Source organism: Streptomyces hainanensis (assembly GCF_004348415.1).
Lineage (GTDB): Bacteria > Actinomycetota > Actinomycetes > Streptomycetales > Streptomycetaceae > Streptomyces > Streptomyces hainanensis.
This window is the reverse complement of the sequence record NZ_SMKI01000125.1, coordinates 1-17,067: the sequence shown is the minus strand read 5'-3', so window position 1 is coordinate 17,067 and position 17,067 is coordinate 1. Positions and strand designations below refer to the sequence as shown.

20 protein-coding genes and 1 riboswitch are annotated in these 17,067 nt (G+C 72.7%); of the genes, 11 read left to right on the top strand and 9 right to left on the bottom strand.

Annotated features, from left to right (window positions below; all coding sequences use genetic code 11):
- Positions 1-82: 82 nt before the first annotated feature.
- Positions 83-1,138, top strand: a complete 1,056-nt coding sequence (locus tag E1283_RS13985; protein ID WP_132818342.1) for an MDR family NADP-dependent oxidoreductase — start codon at positions 83-85, stop codon at positions 1,136-1,138.
- A 237-nt stretch (positions 1,139-1,375) separates the two neighbouring features.
- On the opposite strand, the gene E1283_RS13980 is transcribed toward E1283_RS13985, so the two are convergent.
- The 5 genes from E1283_RS13980 to E1283_RS13960 form a co-directional block, all read right to left on the bottom strand.
- Complete coding sequence (locus tag E1283_RS13980; RefSeq protein ID WP_132818341.1) at positions 1,376-1,894, bottom strand: flavoprotein; 519 nt, start codon at positions 1,892-1,894, stop codon at positions 1,376-1,378.
- Positions 1,891-2,427 carry a DUF4175 domain-containing protein gene (locus E1283_RS37250; protein ID WP_165956113.1) on the bottom strand — a complete coding sequence of 179 codons (537 nt, stop codon included), beginning with the start codon at positions 2,425-2,427 and terminating at the stop codon, positions 1,891-1,893. The genes E1283_RS13980 and E1283_RS37250 overlap by 4 nt, the downstream gene beginning before the upstream one ends.
- A gap of 161 nt (positions 2,428-2,588) precedes the next feature.
- The gene (locus E1283_RS13970) at positions 2,589-3,062 is read right to left on the bottom strand and encodes a Dps family protein (RefSeq protein WP_132818339.1); all 474 of its coding nucleotides are present in this window, start codon (positions 3,060-3,062) and stop codon (positions 2,589-2,591) included.
- A gap of 99 nt (positions 3,063-3,161) precedes the next feature.
- Positions 3,162-3,932, bottom strand: a complete 771-nt coding sequence (locus tag E1283_RS13965) for an enhanced serine sensitivity protein SseB C-terminal domain-containing protein (RefSeq protein ID WP_243744831.1) — start codon at positions 3,930-3,932, stop codon at positions 3,162-3,164.
- Between the two features lie 206 nt (positions 3,933-4,138).
- A complete protein-coding gene (locus E1283_RS13960) occupies positions 4,139-4,906 on the bottom strand; it encodes an enhanced serine sensitivity protein SseB (RefSeq protein WP_132818337.1) in 768 nt (255 codons plus the stop codon).
- A 141-nt stretch (positions 4,907-5,047) separates the two neighbouring features.
- Positions 5,048-5,139, top strand: a riboswitch (glycine riboswitch).
- Between the two features lie 180 nt (positions 5,140-5,319).
- On the opposite strand from E1283_RS13960, the gene gcvT reads away from it, so the two are divergent.
- From gcvT to E1283_RS13925, 7 genes are all read left to right on the top strand, one after another.
- Positions 5,320-6,459 carry a glycine cleavage system aminomethyltransferase GcvT gene (gene gcvT, locus E1283_RS13955; RefSeq protein ID WP_132818336.1) on the top strand — a complete coding sequence of 380 codons (1,140 nt, stop codon included), beginning with the start codon at positions 5,320-5,322 and terminating at the stop codon, positions 6,457-6,459.
- A 78-nt stretch (positions 6,460-6,537) separates the two neighbouring features.
- A complete protein-coding gene (gene gcvH, locus E1283_RS13950; protein WP_132818335.1) occupies positions 6,538-6,924 on the top strand; it encodes a glycine cleavage system protein GcvH in 387 nt (128 codons plus the stop codon).
- A gap of 28 nt (positions 6,925-6,952) precedes the next feature.
- On the top strand, positions 6,953-8,335 hold the full coding sequence (locus E1283_RS13945; protein ID WP_132818334.1) for an L-serine ammonia-lyase: 1,383 nt from the start codon (positions 6,953-6,955) through the stop codon (positions 8,333-8,335).
- A 205-nt stretch (positions 8,336-8,540) separates the two neighbouring features.
- Positions 8,541-8,879, top strand: coding sequence for a MerR family transcriptional regulator (locus E1283_RS13940; protein ID WP_132818333.1), 339 nt, complete (start codon positions 8,541-8,543; stop codon positions 8,877-8,879).
- 327 nt (positions 8,880-9,206) lie between these two features.
- On the top strand, positions 9,207-9,410 hold the full coding sequence (locus tag E1283_RS13935; protein ID WP_103492378.1) for a cold-shock protein: 204 nt from the start codon (positions 9,207-9,209) through the stop codon (positions 9,408-9,410).
- 303 nt (positions 9,411-9,713) lie between these two features.
- The gene (locus E1283_RS13930; protein WP_132818332.1) at positions 9,714-11,189 is read left to right on the top strand and encodes a DEAD/DEAH box helicase; all 1,476 of its coding nucleotides are present in this window, start codon (positions 9,714-9,716) and stop codon (positions 11,187-11,189) included.
- 50 nt (positions 11,190-11,239) lie between these two features.
- Positions 11,240-11,542, top strand: a complete 303-nt coding sequence (locus tag E1283_RS13925; protein ID WP_132818331.1) for an SCO5918 family protein — start codon at positions 11,240-11,242, stop codon at positions 11,540-11,542.
- 63 nt (positions 11,543-11,605) lie between these two features.
- Here the strand turns inward: E1283_RS13925 and E1283_RS13920 are convergent, their stop codons facing one another.
- The 3 genes from E1283_RS13920 to E1283_RS13910 are packed head-to-tail and all read right to left on the bottom strand — an operon-like array spanning position 11,606 to position 14,738.
- Positions 11,606-12,442 (bottom strand): carbohydrate ABC transporter permease, encoded by an 837-nt coding sequence (locus tag E1283_RS13920; RefSeq protein WP_132818330.1) that lies wholly within the window; start codon positions 12,440-12,442, stop codon positions 11,606-11,608.
- Positions 12,439-13,404, bottom strand: a complete 966-nt coding sequence (locus E1283_RS13915) for a carbohydrate ABC transporter permease (protein ID WP_132818329.1) — start codon at positions 13,402-13,404, stop codon at positions 12,439-12,441. Before E1283_RS13915 ends, E1283_RS13920 begins: the two co-directional genes overlap by 4 nt.
- Entirely contained in the window at positions 13,401-14,738 is a 1,338-nt protein-coding gene (locus E1283_RS13910; RefSeq protein ID WP_132818328.1) for an ABC transporter substrate-binding protein, read from the bottom strand. Before E1283_RS13910 ends, E1283_RS13915 begins: the two co-directional genes overlap by 4 nt.
- A 153-nt stretch (positions 14,739-14,891) precedes the next feature.
- Here E1283_RS13910 and E1283_RS13905 point away from each other — a divergent pair, with 153 nt between their 5' ends.
- The 3 genes from E1283_RS13905 (at position 14,892) to E1283_RS13895 (ending at position 16,648) form a co-directional block, all read left to right on the top strand.
- Complete coding sequence (locus E1283_RS13905; protein WP_132818327.1) at positions 14,892-15,920, top strand: LacI family DNA-binding transcriptional regulator; 1,029 nt, start codon at positions 14,892-14,894, stop codon at positions 15,918-15,920.
- 71 nt (positions 15,921-15,991) lie between these two features.
- On the top strand, positions 15,992-16,240 hold the full coding sequence (locus E1283_RS13900; RefSeq protein WP_132818326.1) for a DUF6186 family protein: 249 nt from the start codon (positions 15,992-15,994) through the stop codon (positions 16,238-16,240).
- 9 nt (positions 16,241-16,249) lie between these two features.
- Complete coding sequence (locus E1283_RS13895; RefSeq protein ID WP_132818325.1) at positions 16,250-16,648, top strand: DUF6256 family protein; 399 nt, start codon at positions 16,250-16,252, stop codon at positions 16,646-16,648.
- On the opposite strand, the gene E1283_RS37245 is transcribed toward E1283_RS13895, so the two are convergent.
- A partial coding sequence (locus E1283_RS37245; RefSeq protein ID WP_207930394.1) for a hypothetical protein occupies positions 16,626-17,067 on the bottom strand: 442 nt, incomplete at its 5' end. The two genes, E1283_RS13895 and E1283_RS37245, sit on opposite strands and share 23 nt — an antisense overlap.

Sequence of the window (17,067 nt, the reverse complement as noted above, 5' to 3'; positions counted from 1 at the left end):
CCCCCTCCCCCGTCCCTTCGTCGGCCCGCCCGCAGGGCGCCGCCTTCGGAGCCGTCTTCGGCATGCCACGAAAGGAACCGTCATGAGAGTCGAGAAGTGGGTGGTGCGCGAGCACGTGCCCGGAGTACCCGACGTCGAGCGTGTCTACGAGAAGGTCGTCGAGGACGTCGAGGTGCGGCTCGCCCGCGACGAGATGTTCCTCCGCACCCTGTACGTGTCGGTCGACCCCTTCCTCAACGGCCTGACGCAGGTCACGCCGTTGGGCGACACGGCGCCCGGGCTGTCGATCATGGAGGTCCTCGACGCGGGCCCCGACGCGGCGTTCCGGCCGGGCGACATCGTCGAGGGCTTCGGCGGCTGGGCCACGCACGTGGTGGCCGACGGCCGCGCGTACGTGTGGCAGACCGAGGAGTTCCCCTTCGAGGTCACCCCGTTCCGCCGGCTCGACCCGGCCGACTACGACGCCGCGCTGCCGATGTCGACGGCGCTCGGCGTGATGGGCGTACCGGGTCTCACGGCCTGGGGCACGATGACCAAGTTCTTCACCGTGCGGCCCGGCGACACCCTGGTGGTGAGCGGCGCGACGGGGCCGATCGGTTCGCTCGTGGGCCAGTTGGGCAAGCTGGCCGGCGCCCGCGTCGTCGGCACCACCGCGACCCCGGCGAAGGCGGAGTACCTCACCGAGCTCGGCTTCGACGACGTCATCCTCTACACGGCCGGCCAGGACCAGGCGACCGTGCTCGACGCGCTGCAGAAGGCCGCGCCCAACGGCGTGGACAAGTACTTCGACAACCTGGGCGGCACGTTCACCGACGCGGTGTTCACCATGCTCAACCGCTTCAGCCAGGTGGCCGTCTCCTGGCAGTGGGGCAGCACCGTGGGCGGCGACCGGCTGGGCCCGCGGCTGCTGGAGCACATCATGCGCCCGCGCACCACCATCCGCGGCATCTACGCGCAGGACTGGTGCAACGAGCAGGACTTCCGGTCCCTGCACCACGAGTTGGGCGGCATGATCCGCCGCGGCGAGGTCACCTTCCGGGAGACCGTCCGCCACGGCTTCGACGACATCCCACGGGCCTACCAGGGCCTCTACCTGGACCGCGCCACCAACCGCGGCAAGCTCCTGGTCGAACTCTGAGCCGGACGACGTCCCCACGAGGCGCCGCCGGGCCTCTTCGCATCACGCCGTGCGCGATCGGCACTTTCCGGCCATATCGGGCGCATGGCGCCGGTACCTCGCGAATCCGGGTGCCCCATCCGGCGCGACGGCGGCAGCGCGCCCGCTCCCGCCGGCCCCGGGTTCGCCCCTCCCCGGCTACCGGGACGCCCAACGGCCCCTCCTGCCTCGCGGGAGGGGCCGTCCGCTGTGCGCCGGTCAGGCGAGGGCCGCGAGGCCGTCGCCCCAAGGGAACTCGGCGGTGTTGCCCTGCTTCGGTGGGTGCGGCTCGCCGGCGCCAAAGACGATTCGCACGCCCTGCTCGTGCAACGTCCCCACCGCCCGCTCGACCGCCGGCTGCGCGCCGAGGGCGGTGGACCAGAACGGCATCGCCGCAACAGGCACGCCGAGGTGCACACCCTCGGCAGGGATGCCGAGGGCGACGGTGTCGGTGATGCCGGCGGCCCACTTGCAGGCGCTGGTGGTGGTGAGCGGCGCGACCAGCATCGCGGTCGCCTTCGGCAACACGTCCTTCTCCCAGGGCAGCTTGTACCGGGAACGCACCGGGTGGCCGGTCAACTCGGCGAGGTCCGGGAGCCGCGACTCCCACCAGCGGGCGGCGGACGGCGTGAGGATCAGGCACACGTCCCACCCGGCGGCCCGCGCCCGCCGGACACCTTGGTCCACGTACTGCGCGGGGCCAGCCGCGCAGGCGATGAAGTACAGCACCTTGGTCATGCCCGGAGTCCACAGCGCTCGGCCAGCGACCGCAACTCCGGCGAGGGGGACGGCACGAGCAGCAGGAGGTCCCGGACGACCGCCACCGCGGCCGGCCGGCGCACTTCTTCTGGGGCCGGTTGCTCCACCGCCGCCCTCGCGTCGTCGAGGCGTGGCAGGACGTCCACCTCGTGTAGTCGGACGTTGGTGGCGCCGAAGCTGGTGAAGTCGGCGCCGTCACCGCCCTGCTGGTCAGCGACCTCGGCCGCCGCGCCGAGGCGGTCGCCCGCGGTGGAGACGGCCGTCGGGCTCCGGCCGCTGCCCGTGGCGCCGATGGCCCCGACGAGGTACAGCATGCCGAGCGTGGACAGTCCGGGTGTGCGGGCCTGTTCGAGGTCGGGGCGCGGCGCGTTCGCCCGCGCCGTGGCGTACTCGGTGGCGGCGCCGTGTCGGTGCTGATGGATCAGGCCGCGGGCCACGCGCCGGGCCGAGGCGCCGATAGCCACCGGATCGCCGGACGCTTCGGCGGCGGCGAGCGCGCGGTCGGGGCCCACTCCTCGCCGGGCCTCGGCCCGCCGGGAGTGAGCCGGGCCGGCCCGACACCCCGCCGCCGGTCCACGCGGAGGCCCCCCGGCCGCCCCGAGAAGGGGAGCCGGGGGCCTCGCGCGTTCCGGTTCCGTTCCGGGGCGGTCGGTCCCGGTGCGGCCCTCGGGCGTCAGCCGCCGTTCTCGGCCTGGAACATCCAGCAGTGCTTCTCCAGGTCCTTGGTGATCTGGATGAAGATGTCCTCCGTGACCCGGTCGACCGGGCCGGTCTCGTCCATCCGCTCCCGCATGCGGACGATCACCGCGCTGAGGGCGTCGACCATGGTGCGGACGGCCTGGGTGTCCTGCTGCCAGCCGTCGGCGACCTTGGCGATGCCGGTGTGGGTCGCGACGGTGGTGGCGCGGCCGTCCGGCGAGATGCCGAGGGCCGAGGCGCGCTCGGCGACGGTGTCGGAGTGGGATCGCGCGGTGGACACCACGTCGTCGAGCTGGAAGTGGATCGATCGGAACCGGGGCCCGACGATGTTCCAGTGGGTCTGCTTGGCGATCAGCGACAGGTCGATCAGGTCGATGAGCCCTCCCTGCAGGGCCTCGCCGACGATCTTCGTCGCGGTGTCGGGCAGCGAGCTCTTGATGGCATGCATGCAGCGTCCCCTTTCAGCACACGTGTCTGAGATGTGACGTCTGCCTCCACCGTAACCCCGGGACCCGCCCCCTCGCCCGATCAGCGCAACGAGGGCAGGTCAGGTGGGGCGGGGATAGCCGTAGCCGTGCTGGCGCAGGGCGCCCGGGTCGTGCGCGGCCGGCGCGTCGCGGTCGTAGAAGGGGCGCGCGTTGGCGCGCAACCACATGGCCACCGGGTCGTAGCCGTCGGCCATGGCGACGGTGGCCACCGGCAGCCCCTCGGGGACGGCGGCGATGGCCTGGCGCATCATCTGCCTGACCGCCTCGGCCGAGCGCCCGTCCGGGGCGTCCAGGTCGAGGCCGATCACCAGGTAGGCGGGGCCCACCGCCGGCCGCACCCAGGCCCGGCGCAGGCTGCGGAGCACCCTGGTGCGCTCGGCGAGCGCGACGAGCTGGGCGTAGAAGGCGTCGGCGCCCACGGTCGGCTCGGTAATCCGGAGCGGCCCGGCCGGCAGCCGGTCGAGGCCGCCGGCGATCCGGCGCAGGTCGGGCCAGGGCACGCCGAGCCCGCCGGTCGGCGTGTGGGGGTTGAGCCAGAGGCCCCAGTGGTCGGGGTAGAGGGCGGCGGCGATGTCGCGGCCGCCGACCACCTCGTGCTCCCTGGTCCAGCCGCTGGCCCGCAGCTCACGGTCGGAGGTGACGCAGGGCGCGTAGCCGTGGCCCGCGACGTCCATGCTGCCGTACTGGGCGTCGGGCTCACCGGGGCGGCCGTGCCACAGCAGCATCCACACCTCGCCCGCGGCCAGGGCGGCGAGCAGCCCCTCGTACGCGTCGAGCCGGTCGGGGGTGATCCGGGGCAGCAGTTCCTCGACGCCTTCTCCACCGCTCACCGGACCCGCGCCTCCCCACGTCGTTCCCCAGGTTCCACGTTCCAGGCTCAGCCGCCAGCCGCCAGCCATCGACGCCGCGGTGCCGCGACGCGCGTCGCGCCCCACGGAGCAACATGCCCAGCCGAGCCGCCCGGGAGCCGTGATCCCGGCCACCTCCCCGGGCCGTGACGCCGCGTCGCGGACCGGTGGCGGAACGTCGTCGACCGTCAGGCGTCGCGTGTGTAGAACGGCTGCACGCACTCCCTGAGCCAGTCCACCACGGGATCGTCGGCGGCATCAAGGAGCACCAGCTGCACGGGCCAGGCGACCGGGTGGGCGGCCAGGGCGCGGCCGAGGCCGTCGTGGACGGCGACCCGGAGGCCGTCGTCGAGCTGGTCGAGCTCCACGCCGAGGAACAGCGACGGCGCCCCGCCCTCGGCGCTGGCCAGGCCGCGCCGCGCGGACCGCACGAAGCCGAGCGCGACGAGCTCGCGGGTGACGGCGGCGAGGAAGTCGACGGGGTCGTCCTGCCAGTCCGGCTGGAAGAGCCGCATCCGGGCACCGGACGGCATGCCGGGCATCCGCTCCCCGGGGCTGACCCGGCACAGCTCGGCGACCACGCCGGACGGCACCGGCACCCCGACCGTGCCGCCGGGGTTGACGGCGATGCCGACCTGCGGCGGCAGGCCCCGGGCGAACTCCCAGGCGGGGGCCACGGCGAACGGCAGGTGCGAGGCGCCGCCGAGGTGCAGCTGCTCGGCCGAACTGAAGACCGGCACGTACACGGCGCCGTTGAGCTCGATCGTCGGCAGGTCGAGGTTGCGGCTCTCCCGGCCGCCGCCCTCGGGCAGCGGCACCCACAGGGCGCTGCGGGCGAGCACCTTCAACAGCCGGGGGCCCGCGTCGGCCACCCCCAGGGCGGCGGCGAGCGTCTCCTCGAGCTCGTTGCTCGGCCAGCCGCCGCCGTATCCGGGACCCTGCCTTGCCATGTTCATCGTTTCAGCCCACCATCCACTCAGAGCACCGAGTGGCACCATAACGGCTGCCAGGACCGCCTGTTGGGCCGGCGTCCGCCGCGGCCGGGCCGCCCGCGGCGGTTCGTGCGATGATGTCCGCACAACCGCATACTGGCCGTTCGACCGCGCGCGGGAGAGTCCCCGGCGTGCCGGGGCGCCGAAGGAGCAAGACCTCCCTTGAATCTCTCAGGCCCCGATACCGCGTGCGGAAGGCGAATCTGAAAAGCGGGCCCGTCCCCTCCCGGGGGCAGGTCCCACCCACGGTGCAAGCCGCCGCCCGGTCCCGGGCGTCCGGCGAACCTCTCAGGTGCAGATGACAGATGGGGAGGGCCACGCGCACGGCATCGCGCCGTCCGCCAGCCCTTCGCCCCTGGAGCCCCTGGAGCCACGCCATGTCCCAGTCGTCGGACGCGCCCCCGAACGTCACGCGCACCACTCCGCTCGACGCCGTACACCGGTCTCTCGGCGCGGTCATGACCGACTTCGCGGGCTGGCGGATGCCGCTGCGCTACGGCAGCGAGCGCGCCGAGCACCAGGCGGTGCGCACCGCCGCCGGCCTCTTCGACCTCTCCCACATGGGCGAGATCGCCGTCACCGGGCCCGCCGCCGGCGCGCTGCTCGACCACGCGCTGGTCGGCGAGCCGTCCGCGCTCGCGGTCGGCCGGGCCCGCTACACCATGATCTGCGACGAGCGCGGCGGCATCCTGGACGACCTGATCGTCTACCGGCTGGCCGACCACGAGTTCCTGGTGGTGGCCAACGCCGCCAACACGGACACCGTGCTGTCCGCCCTCCTCGCGCGCCGGACCGGCTTCGACGCTGCGGTGCGCGACGACCGCGACCGCTACGCGCTGATCGCCGTCCAGGGCCCGGCCTCCCCCGCCGTCCTCGGCCGGCTGACCGACGCCGACCTGGGCGCGCTGCGCTACTACGCCGGGCTGCCCGGCACGGTCGCCGGCCGGCCCGTGATGATCGCCCGCACCGGCTACACGGGCGAGGACGGCTTCGAGCTGTTCTGCGCCGCCGAGGACGCCGAGACGCTGTGGGCGGCGCTGACCGGGGCCGGCGAGCCGGACGGTCTGGTGCCGTGCGGCCTCGCCTGCCGCGACACGCTGCGCCTGGAGGCCGGGATGCCGCTCTACGGCAACGAACTGACCACCGGCACCACGCCGTTCGACGCCGGCCTCGGCCGGGTCGTCAAGCTCGGCAAGCCCGACGGCTTCGTGGGCCGGGACGCCCTGGCCGCCGCGGCCGAGCGGGCCGAGGAGCGGCCGCCGCGGGTGCTGGTCGGGCTCCTCGCCACCGGCCGCCGGGTGCCGCGCGCCGGCTACCCGGTGGTGACCGCCGACGGCACGGTGGTCGGGGCGGTCACCTCGGGCGCCCCCTCGCCGACGCTCGGCCGGCCCATCGCCATGGCGTACGTCGACCCGGCACACGCCGCCCCGGGCACCGCGGGCGTCGCCGTCGACGTCCGCGGCACCCACGAGCCGTGCGAGGTCGTCACGCTGCCGTTCTACAAGCGTCGCAAGTAGCGTCGGAAGCGACGCCCGAGCACCGTCCGAAGCCCCGCCCACCCGCGTCAAGCGCCACCAACCCCGGAGAAGAGCCCGATGAGCGACAACCCCGAGCAGTTCCGCTACAGCGAGGAGCACGAGTGGCTGTCGGCCGCCGAGAACGGCGTGTCGACGGTCGGCATCACCCGGTTCGCGGCCGACGCGCTGGGCGACGTGGTCTTCGTCGACCTGCCCTCCGTGGGCCGCACCGTCACCGCGGGCGAGACCTGTGGCGAGCTGGAGTCCACCAAGTCGGTCAGCGAGCTCTACTCCCCCGTCAGCGGCGAGATCACCGAGATCAACGACGCCGTGGTCGAGGACCCGGCGCTGCTCAACTCGGAGCCGTTCGAGGCCGGCTGGCTCTTCCGGGTCCGGATCGACGAGTCGGCCGAGCCGGCCCGGCTGATGTCGGCCGCCGAGTACGACGGCCTCACCAACGGCTGACCGACACCGACCACCGGGTGAACCCATCATGGCCCTCTCCGTCTTCGACCTGTTCTCCGTCGGCATCGGCCCGTCCAGCTCGCACACCGTCGGCCCGATGCGGGCCGCCCGGATGTTCGCGCGACGGCTGAAGAACGAGGGCGTGCTGGCCCACACGGCCGCCGTGCGGGCCGAGCTCTTCGGCTCGCTCGGCGCCACCGGGCACGGGCACGGCACTCCCAAGGCCGTGCTGCTCGGCCTCGAGGGCCACGCCCCCGACACGGTGGACGTGGACCGCGCCGACGACGAGGTGGCCAGGATCCGGGCCACCGGCCGGCTGCGGCTGCTGGGCGCCGAGATCGGCGACGCGCACGCGATCCCGTTCGACCCCGACGCCGACCTGGTGCTGCACCGGCGCCGCGCCCTGCCCTACCACGCCAACGGCATGCGGCTGGCCGCCGCGGACGCCGCCGGGAACGAGCTGCTCACCAGGACCTACTACTCGGTGGGCGGCGGCTTCGTGGTGGACGAGGACGCGATCGGCGCGGACCGGATCCGGCTCGACGACACCCGCCTCCCGTACCCCTTCAGGACCGGCGACGAGCTGCTGCGGCTCACCCGCGAGACCGGCCTCTCGGTCTCCGAGCTGATGCTCCGCAACGAGACGGCCTGGCGGAGCGAGGCCGAGGTGCGGGCCGAACTCCTGCGGATCTGGGCCGTGATGCGGGACTGCGTGGCGCGCGGCCTGCGGCAGGAGGGGATACTCCCCGGCGGCCTGAAGGTCCGCCGGCGGGCCGCCACCTCCGCCCGCCGGCTGCGCGCCGAGGGGCCCTCGGCCGACGCCACGCTGGAGTGGGTGACGCTCTACGCGATGGCGGTCAACGAGGAGAACGCGGCCGGCGGCCGCGTCGTCACCGCCCCCACCAACGGCGCGGCCGGCATCATCCCCGCGGTGCTGACGTACTACCTCGACTTCGTGCCGGGCGCCGACGAGGACGGCGTGGTCCGCTTCCTGCTCGCGGCCGGCGCGGTGGGCATGCTGTTCAAGGAGAACGCCTCCATCTCCGGCGCCGAGGTCGGCTGCCAGGGCGAGGTCGGCTCGGCCTGCTCGATGGCCGCCGCCGCCCTCACCGAGGTGCTGGGCGGCACCCCGGAACAGGTGGAGAACGCGGCCGAGATCGGCATCGAGCACAACCTCGGCCTGACCTGCGACCCGATCGGCGGCCTGGTCCAGATCCCCTGCATCGAACGCAACGGCATGGCCGCGGTCAAGGCCATCACCGCCGCCCGCATGGCGCTGCGCGGCGACGGCCGCCACCACGTCTCCCTCGACAAGGCCATCCGCACCATGAAGCAGACCGGCGCGGACATGAGCGTCAAGTACAAGGAGACGGCGCGCGGCGGACTCGCGGTCAACATCATCGAGTGCTGAGCGGGGCGGTCACCAGCCGCTCACCGTCGGCGTCTCGGAAAACCTATCGTGGCGGGCACAGCTATCCGAACGGGCTCGCAGGAGGACCCCTGCGCGTCCAGGAGCCGAGAAAGTGCGGCGGTAGGCCGGCGAATGGTGTTGCATGTCCCTTGGGCCCTGGTGCGGCACAGGGGCTCTCGACACGTTCCGCGATCAGAAGGCGCACATGACGGCAGAAGCCTCCCTGGGTCGTCTCGAAGACGACGACTACCCCGCCTACACCATGGGCCGGGCCGCCGCGATCCTCGGCACCACCCCCGGCTTCCTGCGCGCCCTCGGCGAAGCCCGGCTCATCACCCCCCTGCGCTCGGAGGGCGGACACCGCCGCTACTCCCGCTACCAGCTGCGCATCGCCGCCCGGGCCCGCGAACTCGTCGACCAGGGCACCCCGATCGAGGCCGCCTGCCGCATCATCATCCTCGAGGACCAACTCGAGGAGGCCCGGCGCATCAACGAGGAACTGCGGCGCTCCACCACGGAGACCCGCGACGGTACCGACGCCTGATCCGCCCGCCCGCCGGGGCGCGGCCACCGACGCTCCGGTCCGGATCAATCAATACCTGTGACCGCGGAATGAGAACTGGGACCGACGCCGGACGACGGTACCTCGCGCCGCCGTCCACGTGAAATCACTCACCACGCGCCCCCCGACCCGCTGTGCTACTGTCGATCTCAGTTGCAGTTGTGGTTCCCGAAACTTTGAACGCTCCCATCGGACCTTCTACCGCTGGGGGCACTTTGTATTTCCGGCCATTTCCGGACGGGGTAATCATCGCGGCGACACGGCGTCCGCACGGTGTGGGCGCCGAGCACTGCCCCGAAGGAGAATGACATGGCATCTGGCACCGTGAAGTGGTTCAACTCGGAAAAGGGTTTCGGCTTCATCGAGCAGGATGGTGGCGGCGCCGACGTGTTCGCCCACTACTCGAACATCGCCGCCCAGGGCTTCCGCGAGCTGCAGGAAGGCCAGAAGGTGAACTTCGACATCGCGCAGGGCCAGAAGGGCCCGACGGCTGAGAACATCGTTCCCGCCTGATCTCGACGCGCAGTACGAGCTGGGGACCGCACGTGGAGTGCGGGCCCCAGCTTGTTGCGTGGAGCGGCGCGGCGTCGCTCCACGTCCCCGACGATCCCGGCCGCGGCGGTTCGAGCCTTTGGACCGGGACTCCGGCCTGCCGCCCGGAACGCTCGACATATTCGGGCGGACGGCCCGCCGTTTCCCGTGCCGATAGGGCCCGCTTCCGCTTCCGCCTCATTCTGGCTCGTTCTCACGATTCTCTGTGCCGCTCAGCTGCTGCGGGAATTCCTTGACAACGTGCCGCATCAGGGAAGGTTCCGTATGAACCGCACACGCACGAACGACCGCTTCTCCCGTACCCGCGCGGGCGGCACCGGAGGCGCTGGCAGGGGCGGCGGCCGTGTCCGCTCCTCGGCTCCCAGCCGCTCCGGCTCGGGCGGGGCCAAACACTCCGGCGGCCAGGGTCGCCGGCCCGGCGCGATACCGACCGAGTTCACGCTGCCGAAGACGATCACGCCCGCGCTGCCGGCCGTCGCGGCGTTCACCGATCTCGACCTGCCGGGGCAGCTGCTCACCACGCTGACCGCGGAGGGGGTGAGCCTGCCGTTCCCCATCCAGGCCGCGACCCTGCCGAACACGCTCGCGGGTCGTGACGTGCTCGGGCGCGGGCGGACCGGCTCCGGCAAGACGCTGGCCTTCGGCCTCGCCCTGCTGGCCCGTACCGCGGGACAGCGCGCCGAGCCCCGTCAGCCGCTCGCGCTGGTCCTCGTCCCCACCCGGGAGCTCGCGCAGCAGGTCACCGACGCGCTCGCCCCGTACGCCCGCTCCGTCAGGGTGCGGCTGACCACGGTCGTCGGCGGGCTGTCGATCACCAGGCAGGCCAACGCGCTGCGCCGCGGCGCCGAGGTGGTCGTCGCCACGCCGGGGAGGCTCAAGGACCTCATCGACCGCGGTGACTGCCGGCTGAACCAGGTGGGCATCACCGTGCTCGACGAGGCCGACCAGATGGCCGACATGGGATTCATGCCGCAGGTCACGGCCCTGCTCGACCAGGTGCGGCCGGAGGGCCAGCGGATGCTGTTCTCCGCCACCCTCGACCGCAACGTCGATCTGCTGGTGCGCCGCTACCTGACCGACCCCGTGGTGAACTCCGTCGACCCCTCGGCCGGCGTGGTCACCGCGATGGAGCACCACGTGCTGCACGTCGACGGCGCCGACAAGCACGCCATAACCGCCGAGATCGCCGCCCGCGAGGGCCGCGTGATCATGTTCCTCGACACCAAGCACGCGGTCGACCGGCTCACCCGGGACCTGCTGGCCGTCGGGGTGCGGGCCGGCGCGCTGCACGGCGGGAAGTCCCAGTCGCAGCGCAACCGGACCCTGGCCCAGTTCAAGACCGGGGGCGTGACGGCGCTGGTGGCGACCAACGTGGCGGCGCGCGGGATCCACGTCGACAACCTCGACCTCGTCGTGAACGTCGACCCGCCCACCGACCCCAAGGACTACCTGCACCGGGGCGGGCGCACCGCGCGCGCCGGCGAGTCCGGCAGCGTCGTCACCCTGGTCACGCCGAACCAACGCCGTGACATGGCCCGTCTGATGGCGGCCGCGGGCATCGTCCCGCAGACCGCCCAGGTCCGTTCCGGCGGGGCCGAGCTGCACCGCATCACCGGGGCCCAGGCCCCGTCCGGTGTCCCCGTCATCATCACGGCACCCGCACCCGCGCCCGCGCCCGCGCGGCGCGGCGCCGCCTCACCTGGCCGGCGCGGTCGCCGCCGGTCCGGGGCGGCGCGCTGAACCACCTCACCCCGGCCGGTCGTTCACTCCCTTCTTCCCTGCGAGGTCCCATGCGCTGTGTCATCGCTCGTTTCCCGTTCGACCTGACCAAGAACGGGGTGCTGGAATCGATGAAGGGCGTCAAGCCCGAGCCGATCTCCGGCGAGTACGTCACCATCGGCCGCCGCAACTACCCCCTCAAGCAGGTGGGCCAGGTGGTCACCGGCCAGGACCGCCGTGACTTCAGCGTCGGCGAGGTCCGGCGGGCGATGGCCAGCCTCGGCTTCACCTGCCACCCCGGCGGCACGCCCGACGCCGGCCTCAGCCCGCTCGAGCGTGCTTCCGCGATGCTCACCACGCCCGAGTCGACCTGACCCCGGCGGGTCGGAGTCGGTCCCTGCGGCACGGTGCCGCAGGGACCCGGGCGCCCGGCGGGCTCAGGCCCTCAGCCCGGTGGTGGCCACGCCCTGCACGAGGTACCGCTGGAAGACGAGGAAGAACAGCAGGATCGGCAGCACCGAGATCACCGACATGGCGAACATCGGGCCGTAGGCGGAGGTGCTCGACTGGTCGACGAAGCTGCGCAGGGCGAGCGTGATGGTGAACCGCTCGGGCGAGAACAGGTAGATCATCTGCGTGAAGAAGTCGTTCCACGTCCAGATGAAGGTGAAGATCGCCGTGGTGATCAGCGCGGGCCTGGTCAGCGGCAGGGTGATCGACCAGTAGACGCGGAACGGGCCGCAGCCGTCGATCCGGGCGGACTCCTCCAGTTCGCGGGGCAGCCCGCGCATGAACTGCACGATCAGGAAGACGAAGAACGCCTCGGTGGCCAGGAACTTCGGCAGGATCAGCGGCCAGTAGCTGTCCACCATGCCCAGCTGGTTGAAGATGATGTACTGCGGGATCAGCACGACGTGGTGCGGCAGCATCAGCGTCGCCACCATGAAGCCGAACAGCACCCCGCGCATGCGGAACCGCAGCCGGGCGAAGGCGTAGGCGGCCAGCGAGCAGGACAGCACGTTGCCGACGACGGAGCCCACCGCCACCAGCAGGGAGTTGCCGAGCAGCCGCGCGACGGAGACGCCCGACACGCCGTCGAGCGCGGTCGTGTAGTTGGACCACTCCAGGCTGCTGGGCCACAGGTCGAGGCTGGTCAGCACCTCGTCCGCCGGCTTGAGCGAGGTGGCGAGCAGCCAGACCAGCGGGTAGAGCAGGACGAGCAGGCAGGCGATCGCGACCATGTGCGGCAGCCACCGTTTCAGGGCGATGTTCATCGGCCCTCCTCGTCCGCGTAGAAGACCCAGGACCTGGCGGTCCGGAACAGGATCAGGGTGAGCGCTCCGACGGCGAGCAGCAGCAGCCAGGCCATGGCCGCCGCGTAGCCCATGTGCGAGGCGGTGAAGCCGCGCTCGTAGAGGTAGAGCGTGTAGAACAGCGTGGAGTCGGCGGGGCCGCCGTTGCCGCCGCTGATCACGAAAGCCGGGGTGAAGACCTGGAAGGAGTTGATGATCTCCAGCACCAGGTTGAAGAAGACGACGGGCGACAGCATCGGCACGGTGATGGAGACGAACTGCCGCCAGCGGCCGGCGCCGTCGATGGCGGCCGCCTCGTAGAGGGTGGACGGGATCTGTTGCAGTCCCGCCAGGAAGATCACCATCGGCGCCCCGAACTGCCAGACCGTCAGCAGGACGACGACGTACACGGCCAGGTCGGGGTCGCCGATCCAGCCGTCGGCGGGCAGTCCGACCGCGTCCAGGACGGCGGTGACCGAGCCGCCGTCGTTGAACAGGGCGCGCCAGACCAGCGCGATGGACATGCTCGCCCCGAGCAGGGAGGGGGCGTAGAACGCGGAGCGGTAGAACGCCCGGCCCCTGACGAGGCTCCGCAGCAGCATGGCCACGCCGAGGGCCAGGCCGAGCTTCAGCGGGACGGCCACCACGACGTAGAGCACGGTGGTGCCGACCGAGCGCCAGAAGCGCGGGTCCTCGGTGAGCATGTCGGTGTAGTTGCGCAGGCCCACCCAGCGGGGGGCGGAGAACAGGTCGTAGTCGGTGAACGAGAGGTACAGCGAGACGGCCATCGGCACCAGGGTCAGCGCCACCACGCCGATCAGCCACGGGGAGAGGAACACGGAGGCGGGCCACCGCTGGTCGCGGTGGGGGCGGCGCCTCGCCGGCGGTTTCCGGTGTTTCGTCCGGTCGGCGCCGGCGGGCGCCGTGCGCTGCGCGGTGCTCATGGCCTCAGCTCCCGGTTGGCCTCGTCGACGAGCTCACGCGCCGCCTGCCGTGGCGTGGCGCGCTCGAACAGGACGCGTTGGTAGGTGCGGTTGAAGGCGTCCTTGATCGCGATGTCGCCCCGGGGCGGGGCGGTCGGCGGCGCGTCCAGGCCGTAACGCTCCATGGTCCGCGCGTAGTCGTAGATCTCCCGCTCCGCGCCGGTGAGGGTCTCGGCGACGCGGGCGGCGATCTCGCGGTTGGGTGGGGTGGACCGGGTGAAGCCCAGGATGTCGCCCGCGCGCCGGTCGTTGAGCAGGAAGTCGATCAGCGCGGCCGCCTCACCGGGGTGCGCGGTGTGGGCGCCGACGCCGAGGAGCATGCTGGGCTTGAAGTACGTGCCCTGCCGGCCGTCGGTCGACGGGACCGGCGAGAAGTGGATCGCGTCGCCGAGGAGCCCCGGGTACCCGGGGAACGGCGCGTCCCAGGTGAAGTCGGCGGCCGCGAGGCCGCGGCCCATGGGGCTGGTCTCGGTGCTGTCGGCCTGCACGGTGTCCCGGGCCGAGGCGATGGCGCCCGCCCTGCGCAGCTCGTCGCAGAACGTCCAGAACTCGGTCAGGTCGTCCTCGGTGAACCCGAGTCGGGCCTGGTCGGTGTAGAGCCGACCGCCGCGGCTGCGCAGCCAGGTCTCGAAGACGTCCTCGTTGCCGCCGCCGTCGTTGGCGCCGGAGACGGGCCGGCCGTCGGGGGACCTCAGTCCCAGGGCGGCTATCTCCCGGTTGGCCGCCGCCCAGTCCTGCCAGGTCCAGGCGGGCTCCGGGGTGGGGATGCCGGCCTGCTCGTAGATGGCGGAGTCGTAGGCGTACCCGGTGATGCCGCGACCCATGGGCAGCGCGTACTGCTCGCCCCCCGAGGTGCCGGTGCGCAGGAACTCGGCGTCCATCTCGGCGGTGTCGATGGCGCCGTCCCCGATGTCGGCGTCGAGCGGCCGCAGCGCGCCGCCGTCCGCGTACTGGGAGACCTGGCGGTAGTCGAGCTGGGCCACGTCGGGGATGCCGCCGCCGGCGGCCTGGGTGGCCAGCTTCTGCAGGTAGGAGCCGAAGTCCGAGTTGGAGGTGCGGACGGTGACGCCGGGGTGCTCGGACTCGAAGAGCCGGACCGCCTCCTCGGTGCGTGCCGCGCGGTCGTCGTTGCCCCACCAGGTGAACCGGAGGGTGATCCCGTCGGACGAGTTTCCGCCGCCGGTGGAACAGGCGCTGAGGGTGGGCGACAGGGCGGCGCCCAGGCCGGCGCCGGCCGCGGCCAGCACGGCTCGTCGACGGATGGGCCGGCGCGGGCCGCTTCGAACTTCGGGCATGAGAGGGCCTTCCGCGAGATTTCCAACGTTGTAACCGCGCCCTGTTCCCAGGGTCAACCCTCTTGCGGCAACGGGTCCGGTCTCCTTCCGGGAGGAGACATCGAGGGTGGATCCGTGCATAATCCGGGGAGACGAGGCGATGGGGGTCGGTTGGTGGCGGCGGCGAAGCTGAAGGACGTGGCGGAGTTCGCGGGAGTGTCCATCAAGACGGTCTCCAACGTTGTACGCGGCGTTCCCGGGGTGTCGGACGCCACGCGGGAGCGGGTGCTGCGGGCCGTGCGGGAGCTCGGCTACCGGCCCAATCCTTCGGCGCGCCGGCTGCGCACCGGGCACAGCGGCCTGATCGGCCTCGCCGTCCCGGAGCTGACCACGCCCTACTTCGCGGAGCTCGCCCACCATGTGCGGGCGGAGGCCGCCGGCCTGGGCTTCACCGTCCTCATCGAGGAGACCCTGGCGGACGCCACGGAGGAGCTGCGCCTGGCGACCGGGGTCGGCGCCTCCCTGCTGGACGGGGTGATCCTCTCCCCGCTCCGCGTCTCCCCCGACGAACTCGCCCCGGTCGCCAGCGAGTTCCCCCTGGTGCTGCTCGGCGAGCGCAGCTACGGGCACGACCGGGTGGTGGCCGACCACGTCCTGATCGACAACGTCGCCGCGGCCCGCGACGCCACCGCGCACCTGGCCGGCCTGGGGCGCACCAGGATCGCCGCCCTCGGCGTGGACCGGAAGGCGTCGGACACCAGCCGCCAGCGGTTGCAGGGCTTCCAGCTCGCCCTGCACGAAGCCGGGCTGACCTTCGATCCCCGGCTGGCGCCCCTGATCGAGAACTTCAGCCGGCACAGCGGCCTGCTGGCGACGCGCGCCCTCGCCGCCCTGCCCGCCGGGGAACGGCCCGACGCGGTCTTCTGCTTCACCGACATGCTGGCGCTCGGCGCGCGACGAGCCCTGTACGAGGCCGGTCTGCGCGTCCCCGAGGACGTCGCCGTGATCGGCGTGGACGGCTCGGAGGAGGCGCTCTACGCCACCCCGTCCCTCTCCTCCGTGATCCCCGACAAGGCCGCCATCGCCTCCCTGGCCGTGACGTGCCTGGTGAACCGGATCCGTTCGAAGGAGCCGCTGCCGTTCGAGGTGCACCTCGCCCCGTACCGGCTGGACGCGCGGGAGTCCACGGTCGGGCCGGCCTGACGGGGGGCGCGCTCGGTGGCGCCCGGTCGGACATCCCACGTTGCGGGCGCTCGGTGCGGAACCATGCCCCCATGCGTGACTTGCCGTTTCGTGCCCGGATCGGCTACCTCGTCTGGGTCCTCCTGTTCACCGGCCTCTTCACCTGGGAGGCCATCGGTCTCGTCAACCCCACCGACGCCTACCCCACCCTGAGCCAGGCCGTGCGCGCCCTCTCGGAGCACCAGGTGGGCCGTTGGGGGCTGTTCGTGGTCTGGCTATGGCTCGGGCTGCACGCCTTCGTCCGGCACTGGCGCTTCCTGCTCCGCGGCTCCGCCGACTGACCGCCCGTCATGGCCGACAAGCTCGCCATCGCCACGGTGGTCGTCGTCTACGTCGTCACACTGGTCTTCCTCCGGGTCGCGCTGCGCCTCTGGCTCCGCGAGCCGCACGGGCGGCCGAGGCGCCGGCACCCGGAACGCCGGGGCTGGCCCGAGCTGATCCGTCAGCTCGCCCTCACCTACGTCGGCGGCTGGCTGCTGCTGATGGTGGTGATCCTCTGCTACTACGGCGGCCTGGCCAGGCACCGGCCCGACTTCGCGGTGCACGCGGCGACCGGCACGCTGTCCCTGATGGGGCTCACCTTCCCGTTCTTCCTCGCGGTGACCTGGCTGACCACCCGGCCGGCCTTCCGCCGGCTGGTGGCCAGGCTGCCGGGCGCGGGCCGGTTCAGACGCGGCGCAGATAGCTGAACCCGGTGTCCTGGCCGACGCACGCCTGGAGGGTGAGGTCACCCCAGTAGAGGCCGTGGTCGGGGCCGCCCTGGCCGGGCGTGACGTGGTGGCCGTACACCTCGTACCGCAGCTCGCCGAACGGTCCCGTCAGGGTGACCTCGGTGCCGACGGGCAGCGTGGCGAACTCCGCGAAGCCGCAGTAGTCGTGCCCGACGATCACCATCGTCCGCAGCTCGTAGCCGTCCTCCGCCCCCGGGTCGGGGCCGGCGAACAGCACGGCCTCGCGGCAGCGGTCCACCGCGTCCTGGCCGCCGCGCACCACCGGCCGGGACCAGTCGCCGATCCGCAGGACCGTTCCGGTGTCGGCGACCCGGGGTTCGGCCGCGTCGGTGGGTTCGGCCGGGTCGGTGGGGTCGGCCGGCTCGGCGGGTTCGGCG